The sequence below is a fragment of the Chryseobacterium sp. TB1-D10 genome, from assembly GCF_059803555.1.
Genome location: NZ_JAPFHB010000006.1, coordinates 31,640 through 56,300, shown reverse-complemented (window position 1 = coordinate 56,300; position 24,661 = coordinate 31,640). Strand labels below are relative to the sequence as shown.

Here is a 24,661-nt window from a genome sequence, read left to right as displayed (position 1 = left end):
TTGATTTCAAATATAATTGAGTGCAAGATACAATTATTTTTGAATAATTATATAGTTTGAAAATAAAATTAAAATGAATTTAAAACTGGCTAATCTACCTGTTTCCCACGGCTCGCCTCCAGGATTCTGAACCAATCTATTGCTTCCAGATCAATCAATAAGGATTGTTTTAGATTCCTGATTGTCTCCGCCTTGGACGTTCCGATTACAGGAATTATTTTTGATGGATGTCTCAAAATAAATGCAAGTAGAATCTGATTCTCCTCAACATTATATCTGATGCAAAGCTCTTTCAAAAGATGGTTGATGATGATATTCTGATCTGTTTTTTCTGAGAAATAATTTCCCATCACAGACCAGGCCATTGGTCTCAGGTTTTTCATCATTAATTGATCCAAAGTGCCGTCAAAAAACGAATTGGTATGATTGGCAGAAACTTCGATTTGATTGGTAGCCAAAGGACAATACTGATTCAATAATTCAAATTGCGAAACCGAAAAATTACTCACGCCAAATTCTTTTACTTTCCCTTCGGATTTCAACGTTTCAAAAACCTTTACAACTTCTTCCGGATCCAGCAATGGCGATGGGCGATGCAATAAAAGAAGATCCAGATAATCTGTCTTCAGATTCGCCAGACTTTCATTGACACAATTAACAATATAATCAGAATTGTAATTGTAATATTTAAGAGATGAAGGTTTCTTTTCAGAATTCATCACGATCCCGCACTTGGAAATCATCTGTATTTTCTCTCTGTCAATATTCATTTCTTTCCACGCATTCCCGAAAAGTTCCTCTGTGGTATGATCACCATAAATATCGGCATGATCAAAAGTGGTGATGTCTTCCTCCAGACAAACTTCTATGAGTTCCTGCACTTTTTTCTCGGAATGATTGGCGCCCCAGACGCCCCATCGCATTGTTCCCGCAATTAATTCTGAAAACATAATTTAAATTTTTAACAAATATATTATGTTAAACACAAAATACATTAATAAATTTGATACTTAAAATTTTTACTTTATGAAGAAAATTACTCTTTTGTTTGTGATGAGCTGCGCATTTTTGCAGGCTCAGTTCACGACTCCGAACAACGGAACAAGCTACACATTAACAAGCTTATCTGCTGCTGCACCAACTGTCTTGGTGAAAAACGGATTAGAATACACCCTGACTGCTGATCTCACTATTTCTGCAACAGACAAATTAATGATTAATGAAGATGCAACTTTGAAAGTCAATGCGGGTGTTGCCATTTTTGTTTATGGCGAGTATAAAACAACCGCTGGCAATTTTACCATTACAGCAAGCAACATAGCTGCACCTTACAGAGGAATCCGTTTTGAAGAAGGTGCTGTTGCGGAAATGAAAAATACCAGAGTAGAATATGGCGGCGGCGTGCGCGTACTTACCGCAAATCCTTTTTTGATGGATAATTGTATTCTTTATAAAAACAACAACTCCGGCTCTACCAATCTTGCTAGCAGTGCAGCTTTGGCATTGTTCCAAGGGAAAGGGCACGTTGTGAAAAATTCCCAGTTTCTGGAAAACTCCAGAGCAGGAATCAACTCCGGAGCGTCCGGATCTGTATCAATAGATATTACCAATAATTATTTCTACGGCAATAATACAGACAATGGTAATTATCCTCAAATCAATATGGGACCTGGCGGCATAGATTCTACCAGAGTTATTAATAATATCATCACCGGTAACAGAGCAATTCTAAGAGCTGGTGGAGTTTCGGTTTCCGGACTTCTTGGAGGTACAAACAGATTCCGAATAGAAGGTAATACCATAAGAGACAACCGCTACGGAATTACCAATCAGGGTGGTGGTTCTACAGGAATCATCAAAAACAACATTATCGAGAACAACAATACCGAAAACAATCCAAACCTTGGAGGAAGTGGAATCTCGTTGACAGGAACCGCAAATGTAATTGTAAGAAACAATCAGATCCGTGGAAATCTTTGGGGAATTACAATCCTGAGTAATGCGGTTATTGATTTGGGAACAGCAACTGATTATGGTAACAATGTTTTCAAGAATAATGGTAACGCAGGAAATACGGTAGCTTTTTTCAACAATACACCAAACCAGGTAAGTGCACTTGGCAATTGCTGGAGAGAAGATGAACTGTCCAACGACGCAATGGTACAATCTGTCATTGGAAGTCAAACTGCCAATACAGTTTCCTTCAAACCATATAAGTGCGGAGAAATTTTAGCAGTTTCTGATGTTTCCAAATCACAAATGAAAATTTATCCAAATCCAAGCAAAAATCATTTCTTCCTGGAGACAGAAAGTGCTGGAAATATTGTGATTCAGGATTTGAGTGGCAAAGTAGTGCATTCCGCAATCGTGAATAAAGGTAAAAATGAAATCAATACAAATTTGCAATCTGGTGTTTACATTATCACACAACAATCCGAAGGCAAAAAATCAAATATCAAATTGATTATCAAATAAATAATCAAATGTCATTTTATAAAGCATCACAATTTGTGATGCTTTTTTTATGAGCAGGATTTTCGTTAAATTTGGTCTATGAAAATCTCTATCAAAAATATGGTTTGCAACCGGTGCATCTCTGCTGTTCAGGCTATTTTTGATGAACTCAAAATCGAAATTTCTAATATCGACTTTGGCGAAGTTGAAAGCAAAAATCAGATTTCTGAAAAAGACTTGGAAAACCTCAGTTCCAAATTAAAATCAACTGGATTTGAAATTCTTGAAGATTCTTCCAAAAAACAAATTGAGAAAATCAAAAACCTTATCATCCAGAAAATATCGGAACAAGACATTGCCGAAAGTTTTGTTTTATCTGAATTTCTAAGCTCCGGACTAAATAAAGATTACAGCGCAATTTCCAAACTTTTTTCTCAGAATGAAAACGTGACTGTGGAACAATATTTCATTCTTCAAAAAATTGAAAAAGTGAAGGAACTGTTGCTTTACAAAGAATTTAGTCTAACGGAAATCTCTCAAAAATTAGGTTATAAAAGCGTTCAGCACCTTTCCAGCCAGTTCAGGAAAATCACAGGCTTTTCTCCTACTCAGTTTTCGAATTCAAAAGACAAAAAGAGAATTGCTTTGGATAAGGTTTTAGAGTAAGATTTTGAAATTTGAATTTATTTCTTTATATTTTATTTATAAATAATTAAATATGTTTGAACAAATTAAAAAATTGCTTTCTGATTTAGCAAGAGAATATGACAAAACTCCAGAAGGAGAAGAAAAAGAAAGATTATGGAGAATAATTGAAAAAACAGCAGATATTATTTCTGGAAACATAATTATTGAAGAAATAGAATAAAACTTGTCAACTAAAGTCAAAACCCTTCGCGAACAAAAAAATCTGACACAATCCGAACTTGCGGAAAAGTCAGGACTTTCTTTGCGGACAATTCAAAGAATCGAGGCTGGAAATATCCCGAAAGGTTTTACTCTGAAAGCTATTGCAACAGCTTTGAAAATTGAACCCGAAAATCTTTTTCTAATTGATGAAGAAAATCCAGAAATCGACAGAGCAAAACTCATCAATCTTTCGGCTTTGTTCGGCCTTATCATTCCTTTTGGAAGCATAATATTTCCATTAATTTTGACTTATAAAACCAAAGATTCTATTAATAAAGAAATGGGGAAAAACATCGTCGGCATTCATGTTATTGTGACCGTTATTTTTTCTGTTTTAATGATCATAAGTCCGTTTGTTCAGAAGGCAATCTCAATGAGATTTCCGCTTTTCATCGTTCCGTTGATCATATTTCTTTCTTTAAAACTGTTCATTATCATCAAAAACGGAATCAGTCTCAATCAAAACAAAAACCTCAGCATCAAATTGAAAACCAACTTCTTATAACCTAAGTCATAAAACTGACGTAAAATTGTCATATCAGTTTCACAGCAAATCTGATTTCAAAATACGAATCTTGCAGAAAAATTTGACAATGAAACTTTTTAAGAAAATTGCTTTTGGATTTCTAACTATTTTAATATTGATTTTGGTTGGAGGCTATATTTATTTTGATCAGAAATTCACACCGGAAAAAAATTATCTGACCGTAAAAAATGAAAGCGGAAATATCCCGATTACCTGGCTTGGAAATGAAAAAAATGTGTTGCTATTGCCTATTCATTTTTCAGGAAATCCGGAAACTTATTATCTGCAGTTTGACACCGGATCGCCCTACACTCTTTTATATTCAAATTCGATAAAAAATATTAAAGAGATCAAGATGAGTAATGATCGGGCAAAAGCTTCATTCTTTATTGGAAAAACCGAAATCTCTTCTGATCAGTTTAGGATCTTTAAAACTGAAAAAGTAGATAAAACAGATTCTATAAAAATCATCGGAACCATAGGCGCAGATGTTTTGGAAGACAGAAAAGCCATGATTAATTTCAGAGAAAATTATGTTGTTTTTAATCTCTTATACGTTCCTAAAAACTTCAAAAACAATCTTTTTGATTTCAAATTCAAAAAGAGAAAAATCATTATTCCCGGAATTCTAAAAGATGAAGAAAAAAAATTTCTCTACGATTCCGGAACCAGCGCTTACGAATTGCTGACTTACAAAGAAGAGTGGGAAAACTTAAAATCAGCCAAGTCAAAAGTAAAAATAGAAAAAGCCAGATCCTGGAACGATATTTTGACCACCTACACGGCAGATTATTATCAAAATATCAAATTCAAAAACATAGAAATTCCTGTAAAAGAAATCACATATGTAGAAGGTTTTTCTAATGCTCAATTTTCATTAATGAAATTTTCCGGAATGACAGGAATGTTGGGAAACAAAATCTTTCTGAAAAATAGTTTGTTTATTGATTGCTCCAATCATAAGTTTGGGATTGATTAATAATCTTATTTAGGATTATAACAATGCTATTTTATAAATTTGAAATTTATCACGACAAAGTATGAATTCTGAAAAAAACTACATAGAAATCAACCGAGAATCCTGGAACAACAGAACAGATGCGCATCTGGAATCAGATTTTTATGACCTCAAAGGTTTCAAAAATGGAAACACATCTCTCAACAGTATTGAACTCGAATTGTTGGGTGATATCAAAGGAAAATCCATTCTGCATCTGCAGTGTCATTTCGGCCAAGATTCTATTTCGCTGAGCAGATTGGGCGCAAAAGTTACCGGTGTAGATCTGTCCGACAAAGCAATTGACAGCGCAAAAAAGTTAGCAGTTGAAACTGATGTTGACACCAATTTTATCTGTTCCGATATTTATGATTTACCCAATCATCTTGATGAAGAATTTGATATCGTTTTCACAAGTTACGGTACAATCGGCTGGCTGCCGGATCTGGACAAATGGGCAAAAGTCATTTCGAAATTTCTGAAACCAAATGGGAAATTTGTCTTTGTAGAGTTCCATCCTGTAATTTGGATGTTTGATGATAATTTTGAAAAAATCAACTACCGATATTTCAACTCCGGTGCCATTGTAGAAACCGAGAGCGGAACTTATGCAGACAAAAACGCCGACATCACTCAGGATTATGTAATGTGGAATCACGGTTTCAGCGAGGTTTTGAATAGTTTGATAGCCAACGGACTTGAAATTAATTCTCTTGATGAGTACGATTATTCTCCCTACAATTGCTTTAATAAAACTGTAGAAATTGCGCCTAAGAAATACAGAATAGAACATCTTGGCGATAAGATTCCGATGGTTTATTCTGTGATGGCAGCAAAGAAAAGTAATATGAAATAACATAAAATGATTCAAAACATTTCTACTTTTGCACCAGCATTTTACCTTACAGCTTGAACAACCTCAAATATTACCTTGCCGCCATCACAGCTTTTATACTTTGGGGCACTTTCAGTTTGGTTTTGAAACCGCTTCATTTTTTCGCTTCGCCTGATATACTTTTTTATAGGGTGTTCAGTTGTGCAATGATAATGACCGTCGTTTCTGTTCTTTTCAAAAGAAAAACGTTGACAGAAAACATCAGCTATTTTAAATCAATTTCCAAAAAAAACAAACGAGATCTGATTGTTCTGAATATCGGAAGCAGCATCCTGCTTACGGCAAACTGGTTTTCTTTTATTTATGTGATGAATCATGTCAGTGTCCGGGCAACTTCGGTAGCGTATTTGGTTTGCCCGATTATCACAACAATTCTTGCCTATTTTTTACTGAAAGATAAACTCACGAAACTGCAATGGTTATCGGTTTTTCTAAGTCTCGTCGGCTGCGTTTTGCTATCGTATGCCAATATGATTGATATGTTTTACAGCAGTCTCATTGGCTTCAGTTATGCCGCGTACCTCATCAGCCAGAACAAGAACAAGCAGTTTGATAAGTTTCTCATCCTCAATTTTCACATTCTCTTATCAGCTTTGATTTTGCTGCCATTTTTCCCGGCTTATTCAGGCAGTTTCATTACAGATTTCAAATTCTATTTTTATATAGAGATCATCGCCGTGATGTACACCATTGTCCCATTGTTACTGAATCTCTTTGCACTTTCCGGCATCAGCTCCTCCAAGGTTGGGATGATCCTGAATATCAATCCTATTATTGCTTTCGTCTTAGCCGGCGTAGTTTACCACGAGCCTTTGGGCGCATTGCAGATCTTTTCTTATGCTTTGATATTTGTAGCTGTAATTGTTTTTAATGCTAAGGAGATTTTTAAAATTAATGAAGAAAAATTAGTTAAATAATCTTGAGGAATTAGAGTTAAATTTGAACCACTTAATTACTTAAGATGAAACAAATACTAACGTCCCTCCTCTTCTTACAATTCATATTTTCTTTTTCACAAAACAGGATGCCAACGCCGGATGAAGTTCGTGTTTCGATCGCCAACAGCATCACAGATCTGAATGTGAAACCGGAATCTGTAACACTCGTTGAAAATAAGTTGGTGGATTCTATTCCCATTAGGATTTATAACCCAAATCCAAAAAAGAAACTGCCTGTTATTTATCTGGTTCACGGCGCAGTCTGGGTAGCCGGTGATCTGGAAACCCACGACAACATCTGCCGTTATCTCGCCAATCATACCGAAGCTATTGTAGTGGCAGTCCATTACAGAAGAGCACCGGAACATAAATTCCCTGCTGCATTTGACGACAGCTATTCGGTGATGAAATGGATATATTCTAATACAGAGAAACTGAACGCCAACGGAAAACTCGTTTTGATAGGCGACAGCGCAGGCGGACAGTTGGTTGCTTCACTTGGTCTGATGAATGCCTCGGCGGAAAAACCAATTCCTGTAACAGCGCAGGTACTCGTGGATCCCGCACTGGATCTTTCCAAAGGTTCAGATTCCTATTCTGCTTATGGCTTTTTCATAGATTGGTATCTGAATAAAACTGACAACACCAGTGATATCCGCATATCGCCTCTTCTGGCAAAAGACTTCAGGAAAGTTCCTAAATCCATTATAGTCGTTGCAGAAAATGACAGAATCCGGGATGAAGGCGAGCAATTACATCAGAAACTTTTAGATGCCGGAGTAAGTTCGGTTTTATTTGTTCAGCCGAATGTTGGACATCTGGGAGCAGATTGGTGTGCAGGGAGTGAAAGGGCTTTTCCGGCGATGAAGTTTGTGGTGGCAGAGTTGAGGAAAGTTTTCGATAAAAGAAATTAGTGATGTAAAATCACCTATTAAAAATCCGCAGCACCGGGATAAGTTATTTATAAGTTTTTATTTAACAAAGTTTGTGAATTTTTGTGCGGAAAAATGGCAGTGAAACGAGCTATATTTACTTTTACAAAATTTTTATCAATGAAAAACATTTATCTTGTAATTCTACTTTTCTTATTCAATTTTACTTTCGGGCAAAACAATCAATTTTTTTACGAATACAAATTCATTCCTGATTCCACCAACAAGAAAGATATAAAGACAGAAATGATGGTGTTGAATATACAGAAAGACAGATCTGAATATTATAGTTCCGTAAGATATTCATCAGATTCTGCACAATTCGCAGACTACAAAAAAGGTATTAATTCTATGCCTGGTGGTAATGCGATCGTCAATGAGTGGGTTACAAAATATCCTAACACAAATCAAATTGTTCATACAACATTCTTGATGTGGGACAAATACAAAGTAAAGCAAGATTTACAATTGGATTGGAAACTGATCAATGAGTTTTCCAAAATCCTTAATTATGATGTTCAAAAAGCAACCACAGAATATGGAGGCAGAAAATGGACAGCTTGGTTCACGAAGGAAATTCCAATTCCTGATGGACCTTACAAATTCAGGGGTTTACCTGGTTTGATTCTGAAAATTGAGGACAATCATAAAAACCACGTTTTTGAACTGAAAGGAATTAAATCCAATCAGGAACAATTCATTTATCCTGATTTGAACAATTACCGCATTGTTGAATTAAGCTACAATCAATTCGTTAAAAAATTTAAAAATTATCGTCAGAATCCTACATCGGATTTAGTCGGACAAATTCCTGACCAACATGATTCGACCGGAAAATGGAGAACATCTTCCGAAATCATAAAGGAACTGAATCAGCAGGCGTTAGATAGACTTGGGAAAGACAATAATATGATTGAGCTGAATCTTTTGAAATAGATCTTACAGTAAAAAATATTATTGACTGCAAAGTTATTTAGATTCATTAAAAATAACTTTGTATCACATCCTTTTTTAACTATTTTTGCCTCAATAAATTTTATTAGAAGAATGAGAAAAATAATATTCGGAGGAATTGTGACTTTAGGAGGTTTTCTAACTGTAAATGCACAGTGTAAAACGGTCTCCACACTGACCGAAAATTTTGACACCTGGAAGGAAATAGACAAATGCTGGTCGGCTCAAAAAGGAGAAGCAATGCTGTATGCAAGTGACAAGAAAATCATATTCTACTCGATGACCAGTCCGAAGGAAAATATGTATCTCGTAACACCAAAAATCAAAGCGGGAACCTACACACTCAGCATGGATATTTCAGACAACGGCGGCGAAACGACACTGGAACTATTGTCAATCAACAAAGCATCGGATCCGAAATCATTTGTCACCATCGTGAAACCTGCAAAAATAACGGGCGCTAAAAAAGTGATTACCTTTTCATTAAAAAAAGATTCAAATCTGGGTCTCAAAGTATTGCTAAATGGCGTGCATCAGGCCGTTTATCTGGATAATTTTTCTTTGAAACCGAAAAAATAAATATTCAATCTTTGAATTTATAAAAATGAACCTTCAGACATTCCTGAAGGTTTTCTTTTTTAATTATTTTAACCGATGTAATAAAAATCCATTGTCGCTTGTCTGATTATTGAAACCTCATTAAAAAAAATACTTCATCTTATGGGCAAACTCATCATTTTCTTCTCGATGCTAATCAGCACTTCAATCTTCAGTCAAACTAAGACCGCTAAGGATGCTTCTGTCTACTCCGCGATGGATAAAAACGCAAAATCTCTATTTGGTAAGTCCAAAGCGTATTCTGTGTCCATCGGCATCATAAAAGATGGTAAAATTTATACGAAACATTACGGCGAAATCGATAAAGGCAAAGGGAATAAAGCCGACGACAATACCTATTTCGAAATCGCATCTGTCACGAAAGTGATGACTGGTTATCTGCTTGCACAAGCCGTTCTGGATAAAAAAGCGAATGTGGACGATGACATCAGAAAATATCTAAAAGGTGATTATCCCAATTTGCAATACGAAGGAAAACCAGTTACCATTAAAGATTTGATTTCTTATAGATCGGCCATTCCAAGTGTTTTGCCTGATGACAGAGAAATTATGAAAACATTTGACAACCACACGACATTCAAGTTGGTAAAACTTTACAAAAATTATTCAAAAACGGATTTTTTGCGTGACTTGAAGACTGTAAAACTGGACACACTTCCCGGAACAAAATACCTTTACAGCAACCCAAGTCTGCAGATCGCTGGTCTGATGCTCGAGAATATTTACAACGAACCTTTCGATACATTAGTAGAGAAAAATCTGTGGTCAAAGCTGAATATGAACCACACGAAATTTACTTTAGATGCCAATGAAAAGTTAGGTAATGGTTATAATAACAATCACGTTTTGATGCCTCATTATGCGAGTCAATTATCTGGTTCGGCTGGTTTGAAAACTAAATCGACATTGGGAGATTTGATGAAGTTTTTAAAGTTCGAATTGGACAGTCAAAACAAAACGGTTCAGGAATCGCAACGAAACATTACAAACAGCTATGAGGATTGGTATGGCTATTTTTGGGACAGAATTTATGTTTCAGAATTCGGTAAATATGCTTTCAAACACGGCGGAGCATATGGCAATCAGGTAATGTTCTCCATACTTCCCGAGGAGAATTTGGGTATTATTGTAATGGTCAACATCAGTGCACCAGAAACGGGTGAGATTCTCAGCAACGCGACATTTGACATAGCCAATGATTTATTGATTCATAAACAAAAGGAAATTTACGGTTACCGAATTGAGGGCGACAACGTTATTTTCACTTACACACACAATAAAAAACTGGATAGCGGTTTGGTAAAAAGTATTTCAGTGGCTGGTATATTCAATGATTGGAATGCGGAAAATAAATTATTCCAAATGACTAGAAAAAATGCTAACACTTTTGAATTGTCCATTCCAAAATCGCAATTTGAGAAAGGCAAAGAATATCAGTTCAAACTAGTTATCAACAAAACCAGATGGATTTCAGCTCCAAATTTTGCTAAGAATGCAGACAAAACTACAGACAAAAATCTCATTTTAAAATTAGATTAATTTTTCCATAAATACCATTTTGAAAAAAATTCTAAAAACTGATGTATAACATCTTTCCATTTATTTACAACAGCGTCCGTTCTATTTTTCGGAAATTTGTCATTGTAAATATCACAAAATGGAAGACCACACACATCATAATCACAACAACCTTCATCCAAGCCAAAGAATCTCCCCGAGTTCCGTCTATTATTGCCCAACGGAGTGCGAGGGCGAGAAACTCTACTTCAAGCAAGGAAGATGCCCCGTATGCAACATGTTCCTCGTTCCCATTGAAGAAAGAGAAGATCAAAGAAATAAACCGCAGGCTTATTCCAAAACCAATCTTCCGGAAAGTTTCAAAGATAAAATCGGAGAATACTTTTGCCCAATGTTCTGCGTAGGTGACAAGGTATACGACGAAAAAGGCGATTGCCCGGTTTGTCATATGCATTTGGAACAGATCACTCAGGAATTGGTTGATAGTTCACAGTTGTCAGTTGATGGTAATATCAGCCTAAGCGGAGTCGAAGGACGCCATCACAAAACCATCAACCATCGACCATCAACCGTCAACGAAGGAAAATACTACTGCCCAATGTTCTGTGAGGGCGACAAAGTCTACGATTCCAACGTTGGCTGTCCGGTTTGCGGAATGGATCTTGTCCAGATTCCCATAAAAGGAGAAAAACACGAAGACGAAACTTATAAAATATTAAAAAGAAAATTCTGGATTTCCGTTGCATTTTCCGTTCCTGTATTCATTCTGTCAATGGGCGGAATGTGGATTGACTGGCCATTTTCTCATCAGGTTCAGGGGATTTTAGAATTAATATTATCTCTTCCTGTCATTTTCTACGCAGGTTGGTTTATCCTGAAACGTGGCTGGGTTTCCTTCAAAACCTGGAATCTCAATATGTTTTCACTCATTGCCTTAGGCGTAGCAGCAGCACTCATTTTCAGTTTCGTGGCATTAATTTTTCCAAACATTCTCCCTCACGAATTATCACACGGCGATTCTGTCCCGCTCTACTTTGAATCGGTTTGTGTGATTTTGACCTTGGTCATAATGGGACAAATGCTGGAAGCAAGAGCGCATCAAAGAACCGGAAAAGCCATTGAAGCTTTGATGAATCTTTCTCCGGAAACCGCTAATCTGATTATGAATGGAAGTGAGAAACAAGTTCCTCTGTCAGAAATTAAAGTGAATGATATTCTGCGAGTAAAACCGGGCGAAAAAATTCCTGTGGATGGAAAAATTAAGGAGGGAAGTTCCAACATTGATGAATCGATGATCACAGGCGAACCAATTCCTGTTGAGAAAAAAGCGGGCGACAAAGTGACGTCCGGAACTATCAATGGCAACGGATCTTTCTTGATGACCACCGAAAAGGTAGGTGACCAAACATTACTTTCCAAGATCATCAAAATGGTGAATGATGCCAGCAGAAGCAAAGCACCAATCCAAAAATTGGCAGATAAAGTTTCAAAGATATTTGTTCCGACCGTGATTGCTATTTCAGTTTTGACTTTCGTGCTGTGGTATATTTTCGGAGGCGAGAATAAGTTGATTTATGCTTTTGTGAACGCCGTTGCAGTCTTGATTGTCGCCTGTCCGTGTGCTCTGGGATTGGCAACACCAATGAGCCTGATGGTCGGCATCGGGAAAGGCGCACAGAATGGAATCTTAATAAAAAATGCAGAAGCTCTGGAACAAATGTACAAAATCAATGTTCTGATAACCGATAAAACCGGAACGCTTACAGAAGGTAAACCAAGTCTTGGCAGCATAGAAATTTTTGAAAACTCGGACAAAAATGAGATCCTGAAATTGGCTGCTTCATTAAACCAGAATTCTGAACATCCGTTGTCCAATGCAGTTCTGAAGATGCTTCGACAGGCTCAGCATGACAATCCAGGATTACAGTTTGAGAAAGTAGAAAATTTTGAAAACATCTCAGGAAAAGGCGTTAAAGGAATGATTAATCAGGAAGATATTCTGCTGGGAAATGAATCTCTATTAAAACAATTTAATATCAGTATTTCCGAAGAATTAAAACAAAAAGTCATTGCAAAACAAAACGAAGCGAAAACCATTTCTTATCTCGCAAAAGCAGGAAAAGTTTTGGGGTTTTTAAGTTTTTCAGACCAAATAAAACCCAGTTCGAAACAAGCTATTAAGTTTCTTCAGGATCAGAATGTTGAAGTAATAATGATGACCGGCGACAATGAAAACACCGCAAAAGCAGTTGCAGCCGAACTCGGAATCAAAAACTACAAAGCCAACTGTCTTCCGGAAGATAAAATGAACGAAATTAAAAGACTTCAAAATGAAGGAAAAATCGTGGCGATGACAGGTGATGGGATCAATGATGCACCGGCTTTAGCCCAATCCGACATCGGCATTGCAATGGGAACAGGAACGGATGTTGCCATAGAAAGTGCCGAAATCACTTTACTGAAAGGCGATATTCTTGGCGTTGCAAAAGCAAAAATCCTAAGTGAGAAATTATTGAGAAACATCAAAGAAAATCTGTTCTTCGCATTCATTTACAATGTTTTGGGAATTCCATTAGCAACAGGTTTGCTCTACCCTTTCTTCGGAATCTTATTGAGTCCGATGATTGCGGCGGCGGCGATGAGTTTCAGTTCGGTTTCCGTGATCCTGAATTCTTTGAGATTGAATAATGCAAAATTTGATGTTTAAATCTTAATGTCTTCGAGAGCCTTAGACTGACAATTCTAAAATTATGCGATTTGTATTACAGAAGTTATGCGGAGGCTCTCGAAATATCCATATAAATTAAATTCAATAAAAAATGGCACCGAGAAAGATCCCGATGCCATTTCAAAACAAAATAAAAACCTTAAAATCGTCAAATTAAAAATTAACGGTCAGCTTACTAAATACATATCTACCATTCTGCCCGAACTGGGAAGTTGAACGTGAGTAGATAAACTGATCATTATTAGTAGAAGCCGTCACATTCTTGGTTGGATAGATGTCAAACAAGTTGTTCGTTCCAATGGTCAAATTAAAATTCTTGCTGATGTTGTAACCTATTGATAAATCTGTGATGATTTTATCGGAAATAAACTGATGCTCGTTTGGTAAAATAGTACCGTCAAAGTTAGCATCCACAATATCAGCGCCCCAAACTTTTCCGTAGTAGGTATTTCTAAGATAGAAATTGAAATCATTCCATGAAAAATTATGAGACAAACTTGCTTTTACTTTAGGAACAGAATCTTCCAGATAAATTCTTGATCTTTCTGAGAAAAATGTATTTTCCAAACCAAGATCTCTCAATTTTTCCGAAGGGTGCACATCGCCCACTTTTTTGGTTCTGTTCAGGTTGATCGCAAAATCATTTGTAAATTTGAAGCTTTCTTTTGCTAGAGAATGGCTGATTACAAAGTCCAAACCTTTGGTTTCTGTATCGATGGAATTTGCAAAAAACTGGGCTCCATTAAGGTTTAAAGCTGTAACAAGTCCTCCGGTGAACTGATCTGTCAAAACAATTCTGTCATCAATTCTGATAAAGTAGGCATCGGCTGTAAAGTTCAGATTAAGCGATGGAATCTTGTAGGTAAAACCGGTACTGAAGGATTTTGAAGTTTCCTGTTTCAATGGCTCTATTCCAAAAGACTTAGCAACTTCAGAATCATTGCTGAAAGTTCCCACTTCTCTCAGACTTCCGTTAACGAATAAAGTGGAAGTCGTATTATAATAAATCTGATGAATCGAAGGTGCACGGAAACCTGTGGAACCTGCAAACCGGAAATTAAGATCCTTTGAAAGTTTGATTCTGGAAGCTAATTTATAATTAAATGTCGATCCAAAATCTGAATAATCTTCGTATCTAACTGCGGCATCTACCAACAACCAATTGGTAAAATTAAATTCTACATCGGCATAGGCAGCATAGGAATTTCTGTTTTTATCCGTTCTGTTTGCTTCTCGGAAACCTGCAAAAACCTGAGAACTTCCTGCCAAAGATGCTCCGAAGAAATCAGTTGGATTCACAGAAGTTGGTGTTTGTGGATTTCCATTAATGTCATAAGCCGTGTAAGAAGCTTCTTCACCTGGATTGATTTTGAAATTTTCGTGACGTTGTTCTGCCCCGAAAGCGACATTAATGCCCTCCAAAAGATCAAATGATTTGCTGAAATCCAGATTGATCGTGTTCTGTAGAAACTGCAATCCGCCAGCTTTGAAGGAACTCGGAGAATTAAATCTTAAACTTGTGTTTCCTGTATTTTCAATCGTGTAATCAAAACTGTTTTGTCCGAAAGTATTACTGAAATCTATATTCCAGCCGTCCCATTTTCCTTTGATGCCCGCAGATAATGAAACATCCTGAATCTTTGTGTGAATCTCCGGCAGATAACCGTCAATATACAATCCAGTGAAAGTTCTGGCTTGGTTTGGTCTTCTGTAAAATCCGCCTGATGCACCATCTCTGATCGAATATTCACCGAAAGTATAAGCTTTCCAATTGTCATTTAAAGGCACTTCTATGTTCGCGAATAACTGATGGTTACTCAGTTTGGACTGTCCAACCTGCTGATTGAAATCTTTTCTGGTTTGTCCTCTGTAAGCCAATTCATTATCAGTTACATTTGCGCCTAACAAACCTTGCAAAGCTGAAATGGATGATGCATTTTGAATATTTGACTGGAAACCAGAATCAAAATAATTGACACCTTGAGAATACTGGTGAATTAAATTCACAAAATCCTGTTCTCCGGCAGTGCCTTTCAGATTATTGATATTATTGAAATAAGACGAAAGATTCACGCCGCTTTCTGCTGCTCTTTTCTCGATTGCGTTGTATGCATTGTAGATGGCACCACTTTCTGTTCCCGCTCTTCTGGTAGGATCACGGAATTGGGATGACCAGGTTAAATTGAAAAAACCGCCTTTGTTACCAATTTTATTTCCGTAGTTTAAATCCAACTGATATTGTTGACCGTCATAATTTCCAGTGTGATCATTTGCTGCTTTTGTCAGATAACCTCCGTAATTCAGTTGTCCGGTCAGTTTTCCGGTGTCTCTTTTCAATTGAAGGTTCATCACGCCGGCAATGGCGTCTGAACCATATTGAGCGGACGCTCCATCTCTCAGAACCTCGATTCTGGAAAGAGCGAAGGCTGGAATGGCATTAAGGTCGGTTCCTACAGTACCTCTTCCCGGAGCACCGTTGACATTGACTAATGCTGATGTATGTCTTCTTTTTCCATTGATTAAAATCAAAGTCTGATCCGGTCCCAGACCTCTCAACTGTGCGGGATCTGAATGGTCCGATCCATCTGCATTGGTCTGAATGGTTGAGGTAAAAGAAGGCGCAATCGTATTAAGGATTTGATTGATGTTCGTCTGTGGTAAACTCTGCTGAATGTCTTTCAGATTGAAAACATCTACAGGAACCGGACTGTCCGCTTTTGATCTTCCGCCGCTTCTGGATCCTACCAAAACCACTTCTTCGATTTGTTTATCAGAAGTAGAATCTTTAACCGCTTTTGTTTCCTGAGCTTGTGCAAATGAAATTCCAGAAAATAAAATAACCGCCGCTGTGAGCGCAATTCCTTTCCTTGAATTAATAATAGTTACTTTGTTCATATATTCTAAATTTTACGTTTTATAAATAAAAAAACTTCTCCCAGACAAGTCCGGAAGAAGTTATATAAGGATGCGTTTGGTCCAATAATAAAAACTTTTAAACTTATCTTTCCTTCTTTCAAAGGCTGAATGCAACACCTTTCCTTTCGGCAGGTTGTTAAGACGTCAATGGGTCAGTTCCCTCGGTCTTTCTTAATAAGTATGACAGCAATTCGTAATCACAGCGCAAAAATACGGGCTTCACTTTTATCGATCCAAATTTATTTCATACTAATTTGGTATGATAAATATCATATTGATTTTAATTCATTGATTTGATGCTGATTGGCACAGAAATTAATCATTAATAAAAATGAAAATGACTAAGACAAAATACCATATCGGCTGTTCAGGATTTTACAACACAGACTGGAAAGGCTCACTTTATCCGGCAGATTCTCAGAACAAAGACTTCCTCAAATTATATTCTCAGGCATTTGATATTGTGGAAATTAACAGTACATTTTACCGAAAACCGACAGCTAAAACACTTCAAAAATGGGTAGATGAAACTCCGGATTATTTTAAATTTTTTATTAAAATCCCAAAAACGATTTCACACCAAAAACCTTTTGAAAACAAGAAAGAAGAGATTATAGATTTCTGTAATTACATACAGACGCATCTTGAAGAAAAGCTTGCTGGTTTTTTATTTCAATTCCCGCCTTCATTCCATAATACATCAGAAAATTTAAATTGGCTTAATGAAAACCTACCTGATGATCACTTAATCGTCGCAGAATTTCGACATAATTCCTGGTGGAGTGATGAGGTTTTTAAAATTTTTAAAGACAAAAAATGGATCTTCAGCGGAACCAGTTTTCCCGGAAACTTATCTGATGAAGTCATTATCACAAATCCTAAAATCGGATATTATCGCCTTCACGGAAAACCAATACTTTACAAATCGCCCTATTCAGAGGAATTTTTGAATGATCTTGCTGAGAAGATCAAAGAAACTAAAAATGAATTTTATATAATGTTCAATAACACCTGGGGAACAGCTGCGGTAGAAAATTCATTATATTTAAAGAAAATTTTGAAGTAAATGAAAAAACTTGTCGTACTCTCAGGCGCAGGAATCTCAGCAGAAAGTGGCATCAAAACCTTTAGAGACTCCAACGGACTTTGGGAAAATCACCGCGTGGAAGATGTGGCTTCGCCGGAAGGTTTTGCTAAAAATCCAAAGTTGGTTCTGGATTTTTATAATTCAAGAATGCAACAACTGAATGACGTAGAACCCAACACGGCTCATATATTGCTTGCAGAACTTGAAGACTATTTCGATGTTCATATCATCACCCAGAATGTAGACGATCTGCACGAGCGTGGCGGTTCTAAAAAAATCATTCATCTTCATGGCGAACTTAAAAAAGCAAGGTCGGTTGACAATGAAAATGAAATACTGGATTGGGAAAACGACATTCATTTAGGCGATCTTCACAGTGATGGTTCGCAGCTTCGGCCACACATCGTTTGGTTTGGCGAGATGGTTCTGGAAATGGACAATGCGATTGAAATTGCTTCACAAGCCGATTTATTTCTGGTCATTGGAACATCCATGCAGGTTTATCCGGCAGCTTCCGTGGTAAGATATGTTCCAAGCCATTGCGAATTTTTTGTCATCGATCCAAACCTCGAAAATCCAAATTCGTTTACCCGAAATGAAAATTATTTCAAAGCCTCCGCAACGGAAGGAATGAAAAAATTAAAACAAATATTAATAGAAAATTATCAATAATGCAGGTAGAAATAAGAAAATTAACCATTGATGATTATGATGAGCTGGCAGAAGCCATGCAGAAAGCCTATCCAGTAATTGATGATAATGTCTGGAGCAAAAGGAGTATCCAGAAACTGACTTCCATCTTTCCGGAAGGACAGATTTGCATTATCGTAGACGGCAAACTGGCAGCGGCGGCTCTGTCTATCAGTGTAAATTATGAACTCTACGGCGATCAGCATACCTATGATGAGATTACTGGAAACCTTTCTTTCAACACGCACAGCAATATTGGAAACGTGCTTTATGGCATCGAAGTTTTCGTAGATCCCGATTTCCGAGCTTTGAGATTAGGCAGAAGACTCTATGACGCGCGGAAAGAATTGTGCGAGATTATGAATCTGAAATCCATCATCGTAGGCGGGCGAATCCCGAATTATCATCTATACAGCAAGGAACTTTCCCCAAGAGAATACATCACAAAAGTAAGAAACAAAGAGATTTATGACCCCGTTTTAAGTTTTCAGATTGGGAATAATTTTTCGCCGGTCAAAATTCTGAAAGGGTATCTTAAAGGCGATACAGAATCCGAAGAATACGCGGTTCTTCTTCAATGGAACAATATTTATTATACGGCGAAGAAAAACACAATGCAGGACAGCGTCATCCGGCTTGGGCTGATCCAATGGCAGATGCGGCCATTGAAAGATATAGAGGACTTTTACAAGCAGGTTGAGTTTTTTGTGGATGCTGTTTCAGGTTATCAGTCGGATTTCTGTTTGTTTCCAGAATTGTTTAATACACCGCTGCTGGCGCCTTTCAATCATTTAAACGAAAGAGAATCGATGGAAAAACTGTCTGAACTCACAGAGGAAATTAAAGAAAAAATTTCTGAAATGGCCATCAGCTACAACGTGAACATCATCTCCGGAAGTATGCCGATTTTGGAAGACGGAAAACTTTACAATGTGAGTTATCTACTTCATAGAGACGGAAAAATAGATGAATACAGGAAAATCCACATTACGCCAAATGAAAAGAAATATTACGGAATGACCGGCGGAAATGAAATCAAGGTTTTTGATACCGACTGCGGAAAAATTGGTGTGATTATTTGCTACGATGTCGAATTTCCGGAATTGCCAAGATTATTAGCAGATCAGGGAATGAAGATTCTTTTCGTCCCTTATCTCACAGATACTCAGAATGCTTACACACGAGTGCGACATTGCGCAGCCGCCAGAGCTATTGAAAATGAATGTTATGTTGCAATTGCAGGGTGTGTCGGGAATTTGCCTGGTGTGAATAATATGGATATTCAATACGGTCAGGCGACGGTTTTCACGCCTTCGGATTTTGCGTTTCCGTCCAATGCCATCAAAGGTGAAGCAACTCCTAATACCGAAATGACGATTATTGTAGATGTCGATTTAAATTTATTAAAAGAATTACATTATAACGGTTCGGTAAAAACTTTGACTGATAGAAGACAGGATTTATATGATGTAATCTTGAGAAATCAATCTTAAATCAGTTTTGATTTATTTAATTTCGATTGAGACTTAACATCGCTACTAATTAATCATCTAATTTTATATACAATTATAAATAATGAAAAAAACGATTTTCTTAGCTGCTGGCTTACTATTTTCAATGTCTGCTCAAGCGCAGATTTCTGATCTTTTTAAAGCCGTAAAAGACAAAACAGGGATAGACTTAAGCAATCCGAAAACACAAAAACCTGCAACTACTACAACGCAAGTTCCTGGTACTACAAACAATTCTAATATAAATCTTGGTAATCTTACTTCCACCCAAATCTCATCCGGACTGAAAGAAGCTCTGAATCTTGGCGTAAAAGAAGGTGTCCAAAAATTGGGTGTTACAGATGGCTTTTTTAAAAATGAAGCCGTAAAAATATTGATGCCAGAAAAATTGAGAAAAATAGATGCAACGCTTCGAACTTTCGGCTTGGGAAGTTTGGCTGATCAAGGTGTAAAATTGCTTAACAGAGCTGCGGAAGATGCAGTAACAGAAGCAACTCCCATTTTTGCAAACGCAATTACATCTATGACGATTACCGATGCAAAAAACATTCTCTTAGGAAGTAATAATGCTGCTACCAACTATCTTCAGACTAAAACTCAGACACAATTATTTACTGCTTTTCAGCCAAAAGTACAGGCTTCATTAAGTAAAGTTGGCGCCGATACGGTTTGGAAAAATATCATCTCCAAATACAATACCTTCACAGGACAAGCCGTTACCACAGACCTCAACGAATATGTGACAAATGAAACCATCAATGGCGTTTTCAAGATGGTTGCCGAGAAAGAAACCGGAATTCGAAATAACGCAGCCATGAGAACCACTTCTGTTTTGCAAAAGGTTTTTGGAGCGGTTAAGAAATAAGGATCATAACAAAATTTATCAAAAACTCCTACCGATTTGAAATTATAAATAATTCAACAATCAATTGGTTTAAAATAATTTAATAAAAAAGTGTCAGAGATTTTCTGACACTTTTTTATTAAATTTCTACAACGTTTCCTTCAACCAGTCAAAGAATTCTCTCTGCCAAACCAAACCGTTTTGCGGATGCAGTACCCAGTGGTTTTCGTTCGGGAAATAAAGGAATTTGGTTTTCAGGCCTTTCAGTTTTGCAGCTTGAAATGCTTCCTGGCCTTGCTCATAAGGAACGCGGAAATCTATTCCGCCTTGGATGACCATTATTGGTGTATTCCATTTCTCTACATAATTACTTGGATTGTACTTCGAAAAAGCCTTTGGCATTGGTTTAAACCAATAAGATCCTTTGAAGTCCCAATTGGCAAACCAAAGTTCTTCAGTTGTTCCATACCAGGATTTCATATCAAACAATCCGTCATGTGCAATGAATGTTTTGAATCTGTTCTCGTGAACGCCAGCCAGCATAAAAACGGAATAACCTCCATAACTAGCACCAACAGCCGCTACTCTGCTTCCATCGACATAAGGTAAGGTTTTTGCAAAATCGGTTGCTGACAAATAATCTTTGATTGGTTGTCCACCCCAATCGCCGCTGATCTGCTCATTCCACTCTACACCCCAGCCCGGCATTCCTCTTCTGTTTGGAGCAACAACGATGTAACCGTTTGCAGCCATCAAAGCGAAGTTCCATCTTGTTGAAAAAAACTGTGTCAAAGCAGACTGTGGGCCGCCTTGACAATAAACCAAAGTGGGATATTTTTTATTCGGATCGAAGTTTGGTGGGTAATGAAACCAAACACCCATTTCTTTTCCGTCTGTGGTTTTTACCATTTTAAGTTCAGATTTACCTGGAACTAATTTGGCGTAATTGTCTTTATTAATGTCAGTAATTTGTTTCAAAGACGAATTTTTCAAATCAACTTCAAACAGGTCAGCGTTATGATTAATGTCGGTTTTTGTAACCCAAAGTTTTCCTTTATTTTCCAGAACTATTTCATTAATATCAAAATCACCTTTCGTAATTTGTTTTACCGTTTTGTTTTTTACATCGACAGAGAATAATTGTTTTGTCCCTCTGAAAGCTGAAGTGAAATAAATGGCTTTTGCATCCTGGCTCCAGGAAACATCACCTGTAACACTTTCGTCCCAGGCTTTTGTCAGATTTACAGATGTCATTGCTTTCCAATCCATCATTATAATGTCATTCTTATCAGCTTCGAAACCGTCTCTTTCCATAGAGTTCCAAAGCAGGAATTTACCATCCGGACTGAACTTCGGATTGACATCATAACCCATCATTCCTTCTGTAATATTTTTGGTAACACCACTTGCCAGATCATAACAATAAATGTCTGTGTTTGTGCTTTGCGCATACTCTGCACCGCTTTTCTTTTTGGAAACATAAAGCAATTGAGAAGAATCCGGACTCCAAACGAAATCTTCCGCGCCACCAAACGGTTTCTGAGGTGAATCAAAAGCTTGTCCTTCCAAAAGATCTTTTGCCTTATCCACAGATTCTGAAGTATTAACTGTGAAAACGTGGTTATAAAAACCTTCGTGCCAGGCATCCCAATGGCGGTGATTCAGGTCTGTATAGATTTGGGCTGTCGTTTTGGGCAGATCTTTGTATTTGTCTTTTCCAAGAAGATTCTCAATATGAACCGCTTTGCTGAAGGCTACTTTTTTACCGTCAGGCGAGATTACAATGTTATCCACTTCGCCAATAGTATAAAATCCAGACCAGGTTTTTCCCGAATCTTTTGAGAGAAATATCTGATTATTTTCTAAGGCATAGATTCCGTTTTTGTCCCATTGAATCAGGCTCTTCTTTCCTAAATCCAATTTGGCAGCTTTTCCGGAAAGATCCAACCAGAATGCTTCAGAATTTGATTTTTCTGTTTTGAGATCTGTTTTGCTGACCTTGTAAATTAATGATTGATGATCCGGGGAAACAGACTGAACGCCTAACCGATTGAGCGTCCACATGATTTCCGGTGTCATGACTTGTTGTGCATTCATCATAAAAGGTGTTACTGCCAATGCAGTGATGATATGTTTAAATTTCATTATAAGTAATTGATTTTGAAAAAACTCGGACGAAGTTATTAAAATTTTATCTAAATTTGAATTTAACCATTTAAAACTAATTCTTATGCGAAAACTTGTATTATTTTGTTTAATCTTGATGTTTCAATCTTTGTTCGGTCAAACTTTTGGCCCCATGGAATATCATGGTTATTCTCCTTATACTGCTACCGTTTCGGCAGTTGGTACCATATATTATACAACAGATGGTACAGATCCTACTATTAATTCTCCATCTGGAATTAATAATATTAATATTACTATTGATAAGAATACACTTGTAAAAGCAAGGGTGAAAGATAATAATGGAACGCTTTCCGCGATTCGTTCCAGAGATTATTTTTATGGTCCAATTCCTAGCCGGACATTGTATTTCAAACCACCATCCAATTGGAATTCAATTTGTTTATTTACCAATTCTTTAGACATCAATTCTACAGTTGATGTTTGGGGACCAGGAAACAATATGACGCCAGCTTGTGAAGGCTGGTACAAAATGACTTTAGATTTTTTCAAGGTTCTTGCTACTTTTAATAATTGTCTGACATTTGCACCACCTCCGATTTCACAAGAATATTCTGTTATCGTAGAAGATACAATTTTCTATGATTACTCAGCAGGATCAATCTCAAACCCACCCGCTTGTCTGCTTGCTGTGAATGATCCTTCCAAGAAAAATGCTGTAGTAAAAATCTTCCCAAATCCGGTTCAGGATTATATCAACATAGAATCTGATAAAAATTTTATTGCTTATGAAGTGATTGATGGATCAGGAAAAGTGATTTCGAAAAGTGATTTCAAAGGAAGCAAAATTGATATTTCCAGACTTACAGCGGGTGTATATTTTATTAAACTGAAATCTCTTAGCAACGAAACCAATATTGTGAAATTTATTAAGAAATAACTTTTATTATTGATTAAAATCCATATATTTGCGCTTCAAAATTTATTACTAAGACTATACTATGAGCACAATATTTACGCTGTTTATGATTCTAATTATCATTGCTAGCATCTTATTAGTTATCATCATCATGGCGCAAAATCCAAAAGGAGGCGGACTTTCCGGTACTTTTGGTGGAGCATCTGCTGCAAACTTCGGGGTGCAGAGAACCAATGATTTTATGGAAAAAGCAACCTGGACATTGGGAGCTACAATTGTTGTTTTGATCTTGCTAAGCATCGTTCTTACAGGAAAGCCGTCGCAAGTAGCGCCAACATTCCCAACGCCAGTAAAATCTGAAGCTCCTGTAAATCAAGGTCCAGCTAATAGTGCTGCTCCTGCGACTCAGGCTCCAGTAACCAAATAACAGAAGTTTATTCTTAAATATAAAATCGCCTCGAAAAATTTCGAGGCGATTTTTGTTTGTCATTAATTATAAATCTCTCACCAGTTTTTTGTCATCGAGACATCTTTCCATCAGAACTTTGAAACATTCTTCCAAATCATTGGATGATCTGCAAATGGCAGTTTCCAGCATTGTCCGCACCTGTTTCTCGGTGACGGCTGCTTCTGTCCAGCTTTTTGCTGAGGTGTGGGCGTTTAGAATAAAAGGCATTATTCTGTCAATCGCGCAGGCGAAGATGGCGTCTGGTGTTTTTTCTTCTTCGAATTCTATCCAAAGGTTGTAGAAGTCTGTGGAGAGCGGCTCATCCAGAATTCCGAAGATTCTTTTGGCTGCGAGTTTTTCGCGCTCGAATTTACCTTTCATTCCCTCCTCATCAAACAAAAAAGTGTCGCCTGCGTCAATTTCTACCAAGTCATGAATGGATAACATTCTTATGACTCTTAATAAATCTATTTCCTGATTATCTTTAGCATAAGGAAAAAGTATTTGGGCAAGGACTACAATCTGCCAGCTGTGCTCTGCGGTGTTTTCTCTCCGGGAATCGTCTGCGTTGTAATTTCTTCTGTTGATATTCTTCAGGGCATCAATTGCCAGGATGAAATCTATTTCTTTTTGGATTTTCATTTTTGATT

Annotated in this window: 22 protein-coding genes and 1 riboswitch; of the genes, 18 read left to right on the top strand and 4 right to left on the bottom strand. The window is 37.1% G+C overall.

Features of this window, described 5'->3' with window-relative positions:
• Positions 1-89: 89 nt before the first annotated feature.
• Entirely contained in the window at positions 90-950 is an 861-nt protein-coding gene (locus OPU68_RS09435) for an aldo/keto reductase (RefSeq protein WP_498473734.1), read from the bottom strand.
• A 76-nt stretch (positions 951-1,026) separates the two neighbouring features.
• Between OPU68_RS09435 and OPU68_RS09430 the strand changes: the two genes are divergently transcribed.
• From OPU68_RS09430 to OPU68_RS09375, 12 genes are all read left to right on the top strand, one after another.
• A complete protein-coding gene (locus OPU68_RS09430) occupies positions 1,027-2,475 on the top strand; it encodes a right-handed parallel beta-helix repeat-containing protein (RefSeq protein ID WP_498473733.1) in 1,449 nt (482 codons plus the stop codon).
• Positions 2,476-2,553: 78 nt separating this feature from the next.
• The gene (locus tag OPU68_RS09425) at positions 2,554-3,120 is read left to right on the top strand and encodes a helix-turn-helix domain-containing protein (RefSeq protein ID WP_498473732.1); all 567 of its coding nucleotides are present in this window, start codon (positions 2,554-2,556) and stop codon (positions 3,118-3,120) included.
• Between the two features lie 52 nt (positions 3,121-3,172).
• Positions 3,173-3,322 carry a hypothetical protein gene (locus tag OPU68_RS09420; protein WP_498473731.1) on the top strand — a complete coding sequence of 50 codons (150 nt, stop codon included), beginning with the start codon at positions 3,173-3,175 and terminating at the stop codon, positions 3,320-3,322.
• A gap of 3 nt (positions 3,323-3,325) precedes the next feature.
• Complete coding sequence (locus OPU68_RS09415; protein WP_498473730.1) at positions 3,326-3,868, top strand: helix-turn-helix domain-containing protein; 543 nt, start codon at positions 3,326-3,328, stop codon at positions 3,866-3,868.
• 88 nt (positions 3,869-3,956) lie between these two features.
• A complete protein-coding gene (locus tag OPU68_RS09410) occupies positions 3,957-4,868 on the top strand; it encodes a hypothetical protein (protein WP_498473729.1) in 912 nt (303 codons plus the stop codon).
• Between the two features lie 61 nt (positions 4,869-4,929).
• Positions 4,930-5,742: a class I SAM-dependent methyltransferase gene (locus OPU68_RS09405; protein WP_498473728.1), complete on the top strand. Its 813-nt coding sequence runs from the start codon at positions 4,930-4,932 to the stop codon at positions 5,740-5,742.
• Between the two features lie 53 nt (positions 5,743-5,795).
• A complete protein-coding gene (locus OPU68_RS09400) occupies positions 5,796-6,698 on the top strand; it encodes an EamA family transporter (protein WP_498473727.1) in 903 nt (300 codons plus the stop codon).
• A 44-nt stretch (positions 6,699-6,742) separates the two neighbouring features.
• Entirely contained in the window at positions 6,743-7,633 is an 891-nt protein-coding gene (locus OPU68_RS09395; RefSeq protein WP_498473726.1) for an alpha/beta hydrolase, read from the top strand.
• Between the two features lie 138 nt (positions 7,634-7,771).
• On the top strand, positions 7,772-8,587 hold the full coding sequence (locus tag OPU68_RS09390) for a GLPGLI family protein (RefSeq protein ID WP_498473725.1): 816 nt from the start codon (positions 7,772-7,774) through the stop codon (positions 8,585-8,587).
• A 111-nt stretch (positions 8,588-8,698) separates the two neighbouring features.
• Complete coding sequence (locus tag OPU68_RS09385; RefSeq protein ID WP_498473724.1) at positions 8,699-9,184, top strand: hypothetical protein; 486 nt, start codon at positions 8,699-8,701, stop codon at positions 9,182-9,184.
• A 141-nt stretch (positions 9,185-9,325) separates the two neighbouring features.
• Positions 9,326-10,762 (top strand): serine hydrolase, encoded by a 1,437-nt coding sequence (locus OPU68_RS09380; protein WP_498473723.1) that lies wholly within the window; start codon positions 9,326-9,328, stop codon positions 10,760-10,762.
• 118 nt (positions 10,763-10,880) lie between these two features.
• Complete coding sequence (locus OPU68_RS09375) at positions 10,881-13,448, top strand: copper-transporting P-type ATPase (RefSeq protein WP_498473722.1); 2,568 nt, start codon at positions 10,881-10,883, stop codon at positions 13,446-13,448.
• A 174-nt stretch (positions 13,449-13,622) separates the two neighbouring features.
• Here OPU68_RS09375 and OPU68_RS09370 read toward each other — a convergent pair whose 3' ends face one another.
• Entirely contained in the window at positions 13,623-16,364 is a 2,742-nt protein-coding gene (locus tag OPU68_RS09370) for a TonB-dependent receptor plug domain-containing protein (RefSeq protein ID WP_498473721.1), read from the bottom strand.
• Between the two features lie 100 nt (positions 16,365-16,464).
• Positions 16,465-16,566, bottom strand: a riboswitch (SAM riboswitch).
• Positions 16,567-16,722: 156 nt separating this feature from the next.
• Between OPU68_RS09370 and OPU68_RS09365 the strand changes: the two genes are divergently transcribed.
• From OPU68_RS09365 to OPU68_RS09350, 4 genes are all read left to right on the top strand, one after another.
• Complete coding sequence (locus tag OPU68_RS09365) at positions 16,723-17,451, top strand: DUF72 domain-containing protein (RefSeq protein ID WP_498473720.1); 729 nt, start codon at positions 16,723-16,725, stop codon at positions 17,449-17,451.
• Positions 17,452-18,144: an SIR2 family NAD-dependent protein deacylase gene (locus OPU68_RS09360; protein ID WP_498473719.1), complete on the top strand. Its 693-nt coding sequence runs from the start codon at positions 17,452-17,454 to the stop codon at positions 18,142-18,144.
• Positions 18,144-19,655: a nitrilase-related carbon-nitrogen hydrolase gene (locus OPU68_RS09355; RefSeq protein ID WP_498473718.1), complete on the top strand. Its 1,512-nt coding sequence runs from the start codon at positions 18,144-18,146 to the stop codon at positions 19,653-19,655. The genes OPU68_RS09360 and OPU68_RS09355 overlap by 1 nt, the downstream gene beginning before the upstream one ends.
• A gap of 82 nt (positions 19,656-19,737) precedes the next feature.
• On the top strand, positions 19,738-20,538 hold the full coding sequence (locus OPU68_RS09350; protein WP_498473717.1) for a DUF4197 domain-containing protein: 801 nt from the start codon (positions 19,738-19,740) through the stop codon (positions 20,536-20,538).
• A gap of 126 nt (positions 20,539-20,664) precedes the next feature.
• On the opposite strand, the gene OPU68_RS09345 is transcribed toward OPU68_RS09350, so the two are convergent.
• A complete protein-coding gene (locus OPU68_RS09345) occupies positions 20,665-22,662 on the bottom strand; it encodes a S9 family peptidase (RefSeq protein WP_498473716.1) in 1,998 nt (665 codons plus the stop codon).
• 154 nt (positions 22,663-22,816) lie between these two features.
• Here OPU68_RS09345 and OPU68_RS09340 point away from each other — a divergent pair, with 154 nt between their 5' ends.
• Entirely contained in the window at positions 22,817-23,584 is a 768-nt protein-coding gene (locus OPU68_RS09340; RefSeq protein ID WP_498473715.1) for a T9SS type A sorting domain-containing protein, read from the top strand.
• A gap of 61 nt (positions 23,585-23,645) precedes the next feature.
• Complete coding sequence (gene secG / locus OPU68_RS09335) at positions 23,646-23,990, top strand: preprotein translocase subunit SecG (RefSeq protein ID WP_498473714.1); 345 nt, start codon at positions 23,646-23,648, stop codon at positions 23,988-23,990.
• Positions 23,991-24,056: 66 nt separating this feature from the next.
• On the opposite strand, the gene OPU68_RS09330 is transcribed toward secG, so the two are convergent.
• Complete coding sequence (locus tag OPU68_RS09330) at positions 24,057-24,653, bottom strand: HD domain-containing protein (RefSeq protein WP_498473713.1); 597 nt, start codon at positions 24,651-24,653, stop codon at positions 24,057-24,059.
• Positions 24,654-24,661: the final 8 nt, after the last annotated feature.

What these genes read in the sequence shown, in the direction of transcription:
- OPU68_RS09340 (WP_498473715.1), top strand. Translation starts at nt 22,817, where the DNA reads ATGGAATATCATGGTTATTCTCCTTATACTGCTACCGTTTCGGCAGTT.
- OPU68_RS09365 (WP_498473720.1), top strand. Translation starts at nt 16,723, where the DNA reads ATGACTAAGACAAAATACCATATCGGCTGTTCAGGATTTTACAACACA.
- OPU68_RS09380 (WP_498473723.1), top strand. Translation starts at nt 9,326, where the DNA reads ATGGGCAAACTCATCATTTTCTTCTCGATGCTAATCAGCACTTCAATC.
- OPU68_RS09355 (WP_498473718.1), top strand. Translation starts at nt 18,144, where the DNA reads ATGCAGGTAGAAATAAGAAAATTAACCATTGATGATTATGATGAGCTG.
- OPU68_RS09385 (WP_498473724.1), top strand. Translation starts at nt 8,699, where the DNA reads ATGAGAAAAATAATATTCGGAGGAATTGTGACTTTAGGAGGTTTTCTA.
- OPU68_RS09435 (WP_498473734.1), bottom strand. Translation starts at nt 950, where the DNA reads ATGTTTTCAGAATTAATTGCGGGAACAATGCGATGGGGCGTCTGGGGC.
- OPU68_RS09375 (WP_498473722.1), top strand. Translation starts at nt 10,881, where the DNA reads ATGGAAGACCACACACATCATAATCACAACAACCTTCATCCAAGCCAA.
- secG (WP_498473714.1), top strand. Translation starts at nt 23,646, where the DNA reads ATGAGCACAATATTTACGCTGTTTATGATTCTAATTATCATTGCTAGC.
- OPU68_RS09345 (WP_498473716.1), bottom strand. Translation starts at nt 22,662, where the DNA reads ATGAAATTTAAACATATCATCACTGCATTGGCAGTAACACCTTTTATG.
- OPU68_RS09390 (WP_498473725.1), top strand. Translation starts at nt 7,772, where the DNA reads ATGAAAAACATTTATCTTGTAATTCTACTTTTCTTATTCAATTTTACT.
- OPU68_RS09395 (WP_498473726.1), top strand. Translation starts at nt 6,743, where the DNA reads ATGAAACAAATACTAACGTCCCTCCTCTTCTTACAATTCATATTTTCT.
- OPU68_RS09350 (WP_498473717.1), top strand. Translation starts at nt 19,738, where the DNA reads ATGAAAAAAACGATTTTCTTAGCTGCTGGCTTACTATTTTCAATGTCT.
- OPU68_RS09370 (WP_498473721.1), bottom strand. Translation starts at nt 16,364, where the DNA reads ATGAACAAAGTAACTATTATTAATTCAAGGAAAGGAATTGCGCTCACA.
- OPU68_RS09425 (WP_498473732.1), top strand. Translation starts at nt 2,554, where the DNA reads ATGAAAATCTCTATCAAAAATATGGTTTGCAACCGGTGCATCTCTGCT.
- OPU68_RS09330 (WP_498473713.1), bottom strand. Translation starts at nt 24,653, where the DNA reads ATGAAAATCCAAAAAGAAATAGATTTCATCCTGGCAATTGATGCCCTG.
- OPU68_RS09430 (WP_498473733.1), top strand. Translation starts at nt 1,027, where the DNA reads ATGAAGAAAATTACTCTTTTGTTTGTGATGAGCTGCGCATTTTTGCAG.
- OPU68_RS09410 (WP_498473729.1), top strand. Translation starts at nt 3,957, where the DNA reads ATGAAACTTTTTAAGAAAATTGCTTTTGGATTTCTAACTATTTTAATA.
- OPU68_RS09405 (WP_498473728.1), top strand. Translation starts at nt 4,930, where the DNA reads ATGAATTCTGAAAAAAACTACATAGAAATCAACCGAGAATCCTGGAAC.
- OPU68_RS09420 (WP_498473731.1), top strand. Translation starts at nt 3,173, where the DNA reads ATGTTTGAACAAATTAAAAAATTGCTTTCTGATTTAGCAAGAGAATAT.
- OPU68_RS09360 (WP_498473719.1), top strand. Translation starts at nt 17,452, where the DNA reads ATGAAAAAACTTGTCGTACTCTCAGGCGCAGGAATCTCAGCAGAAAGT.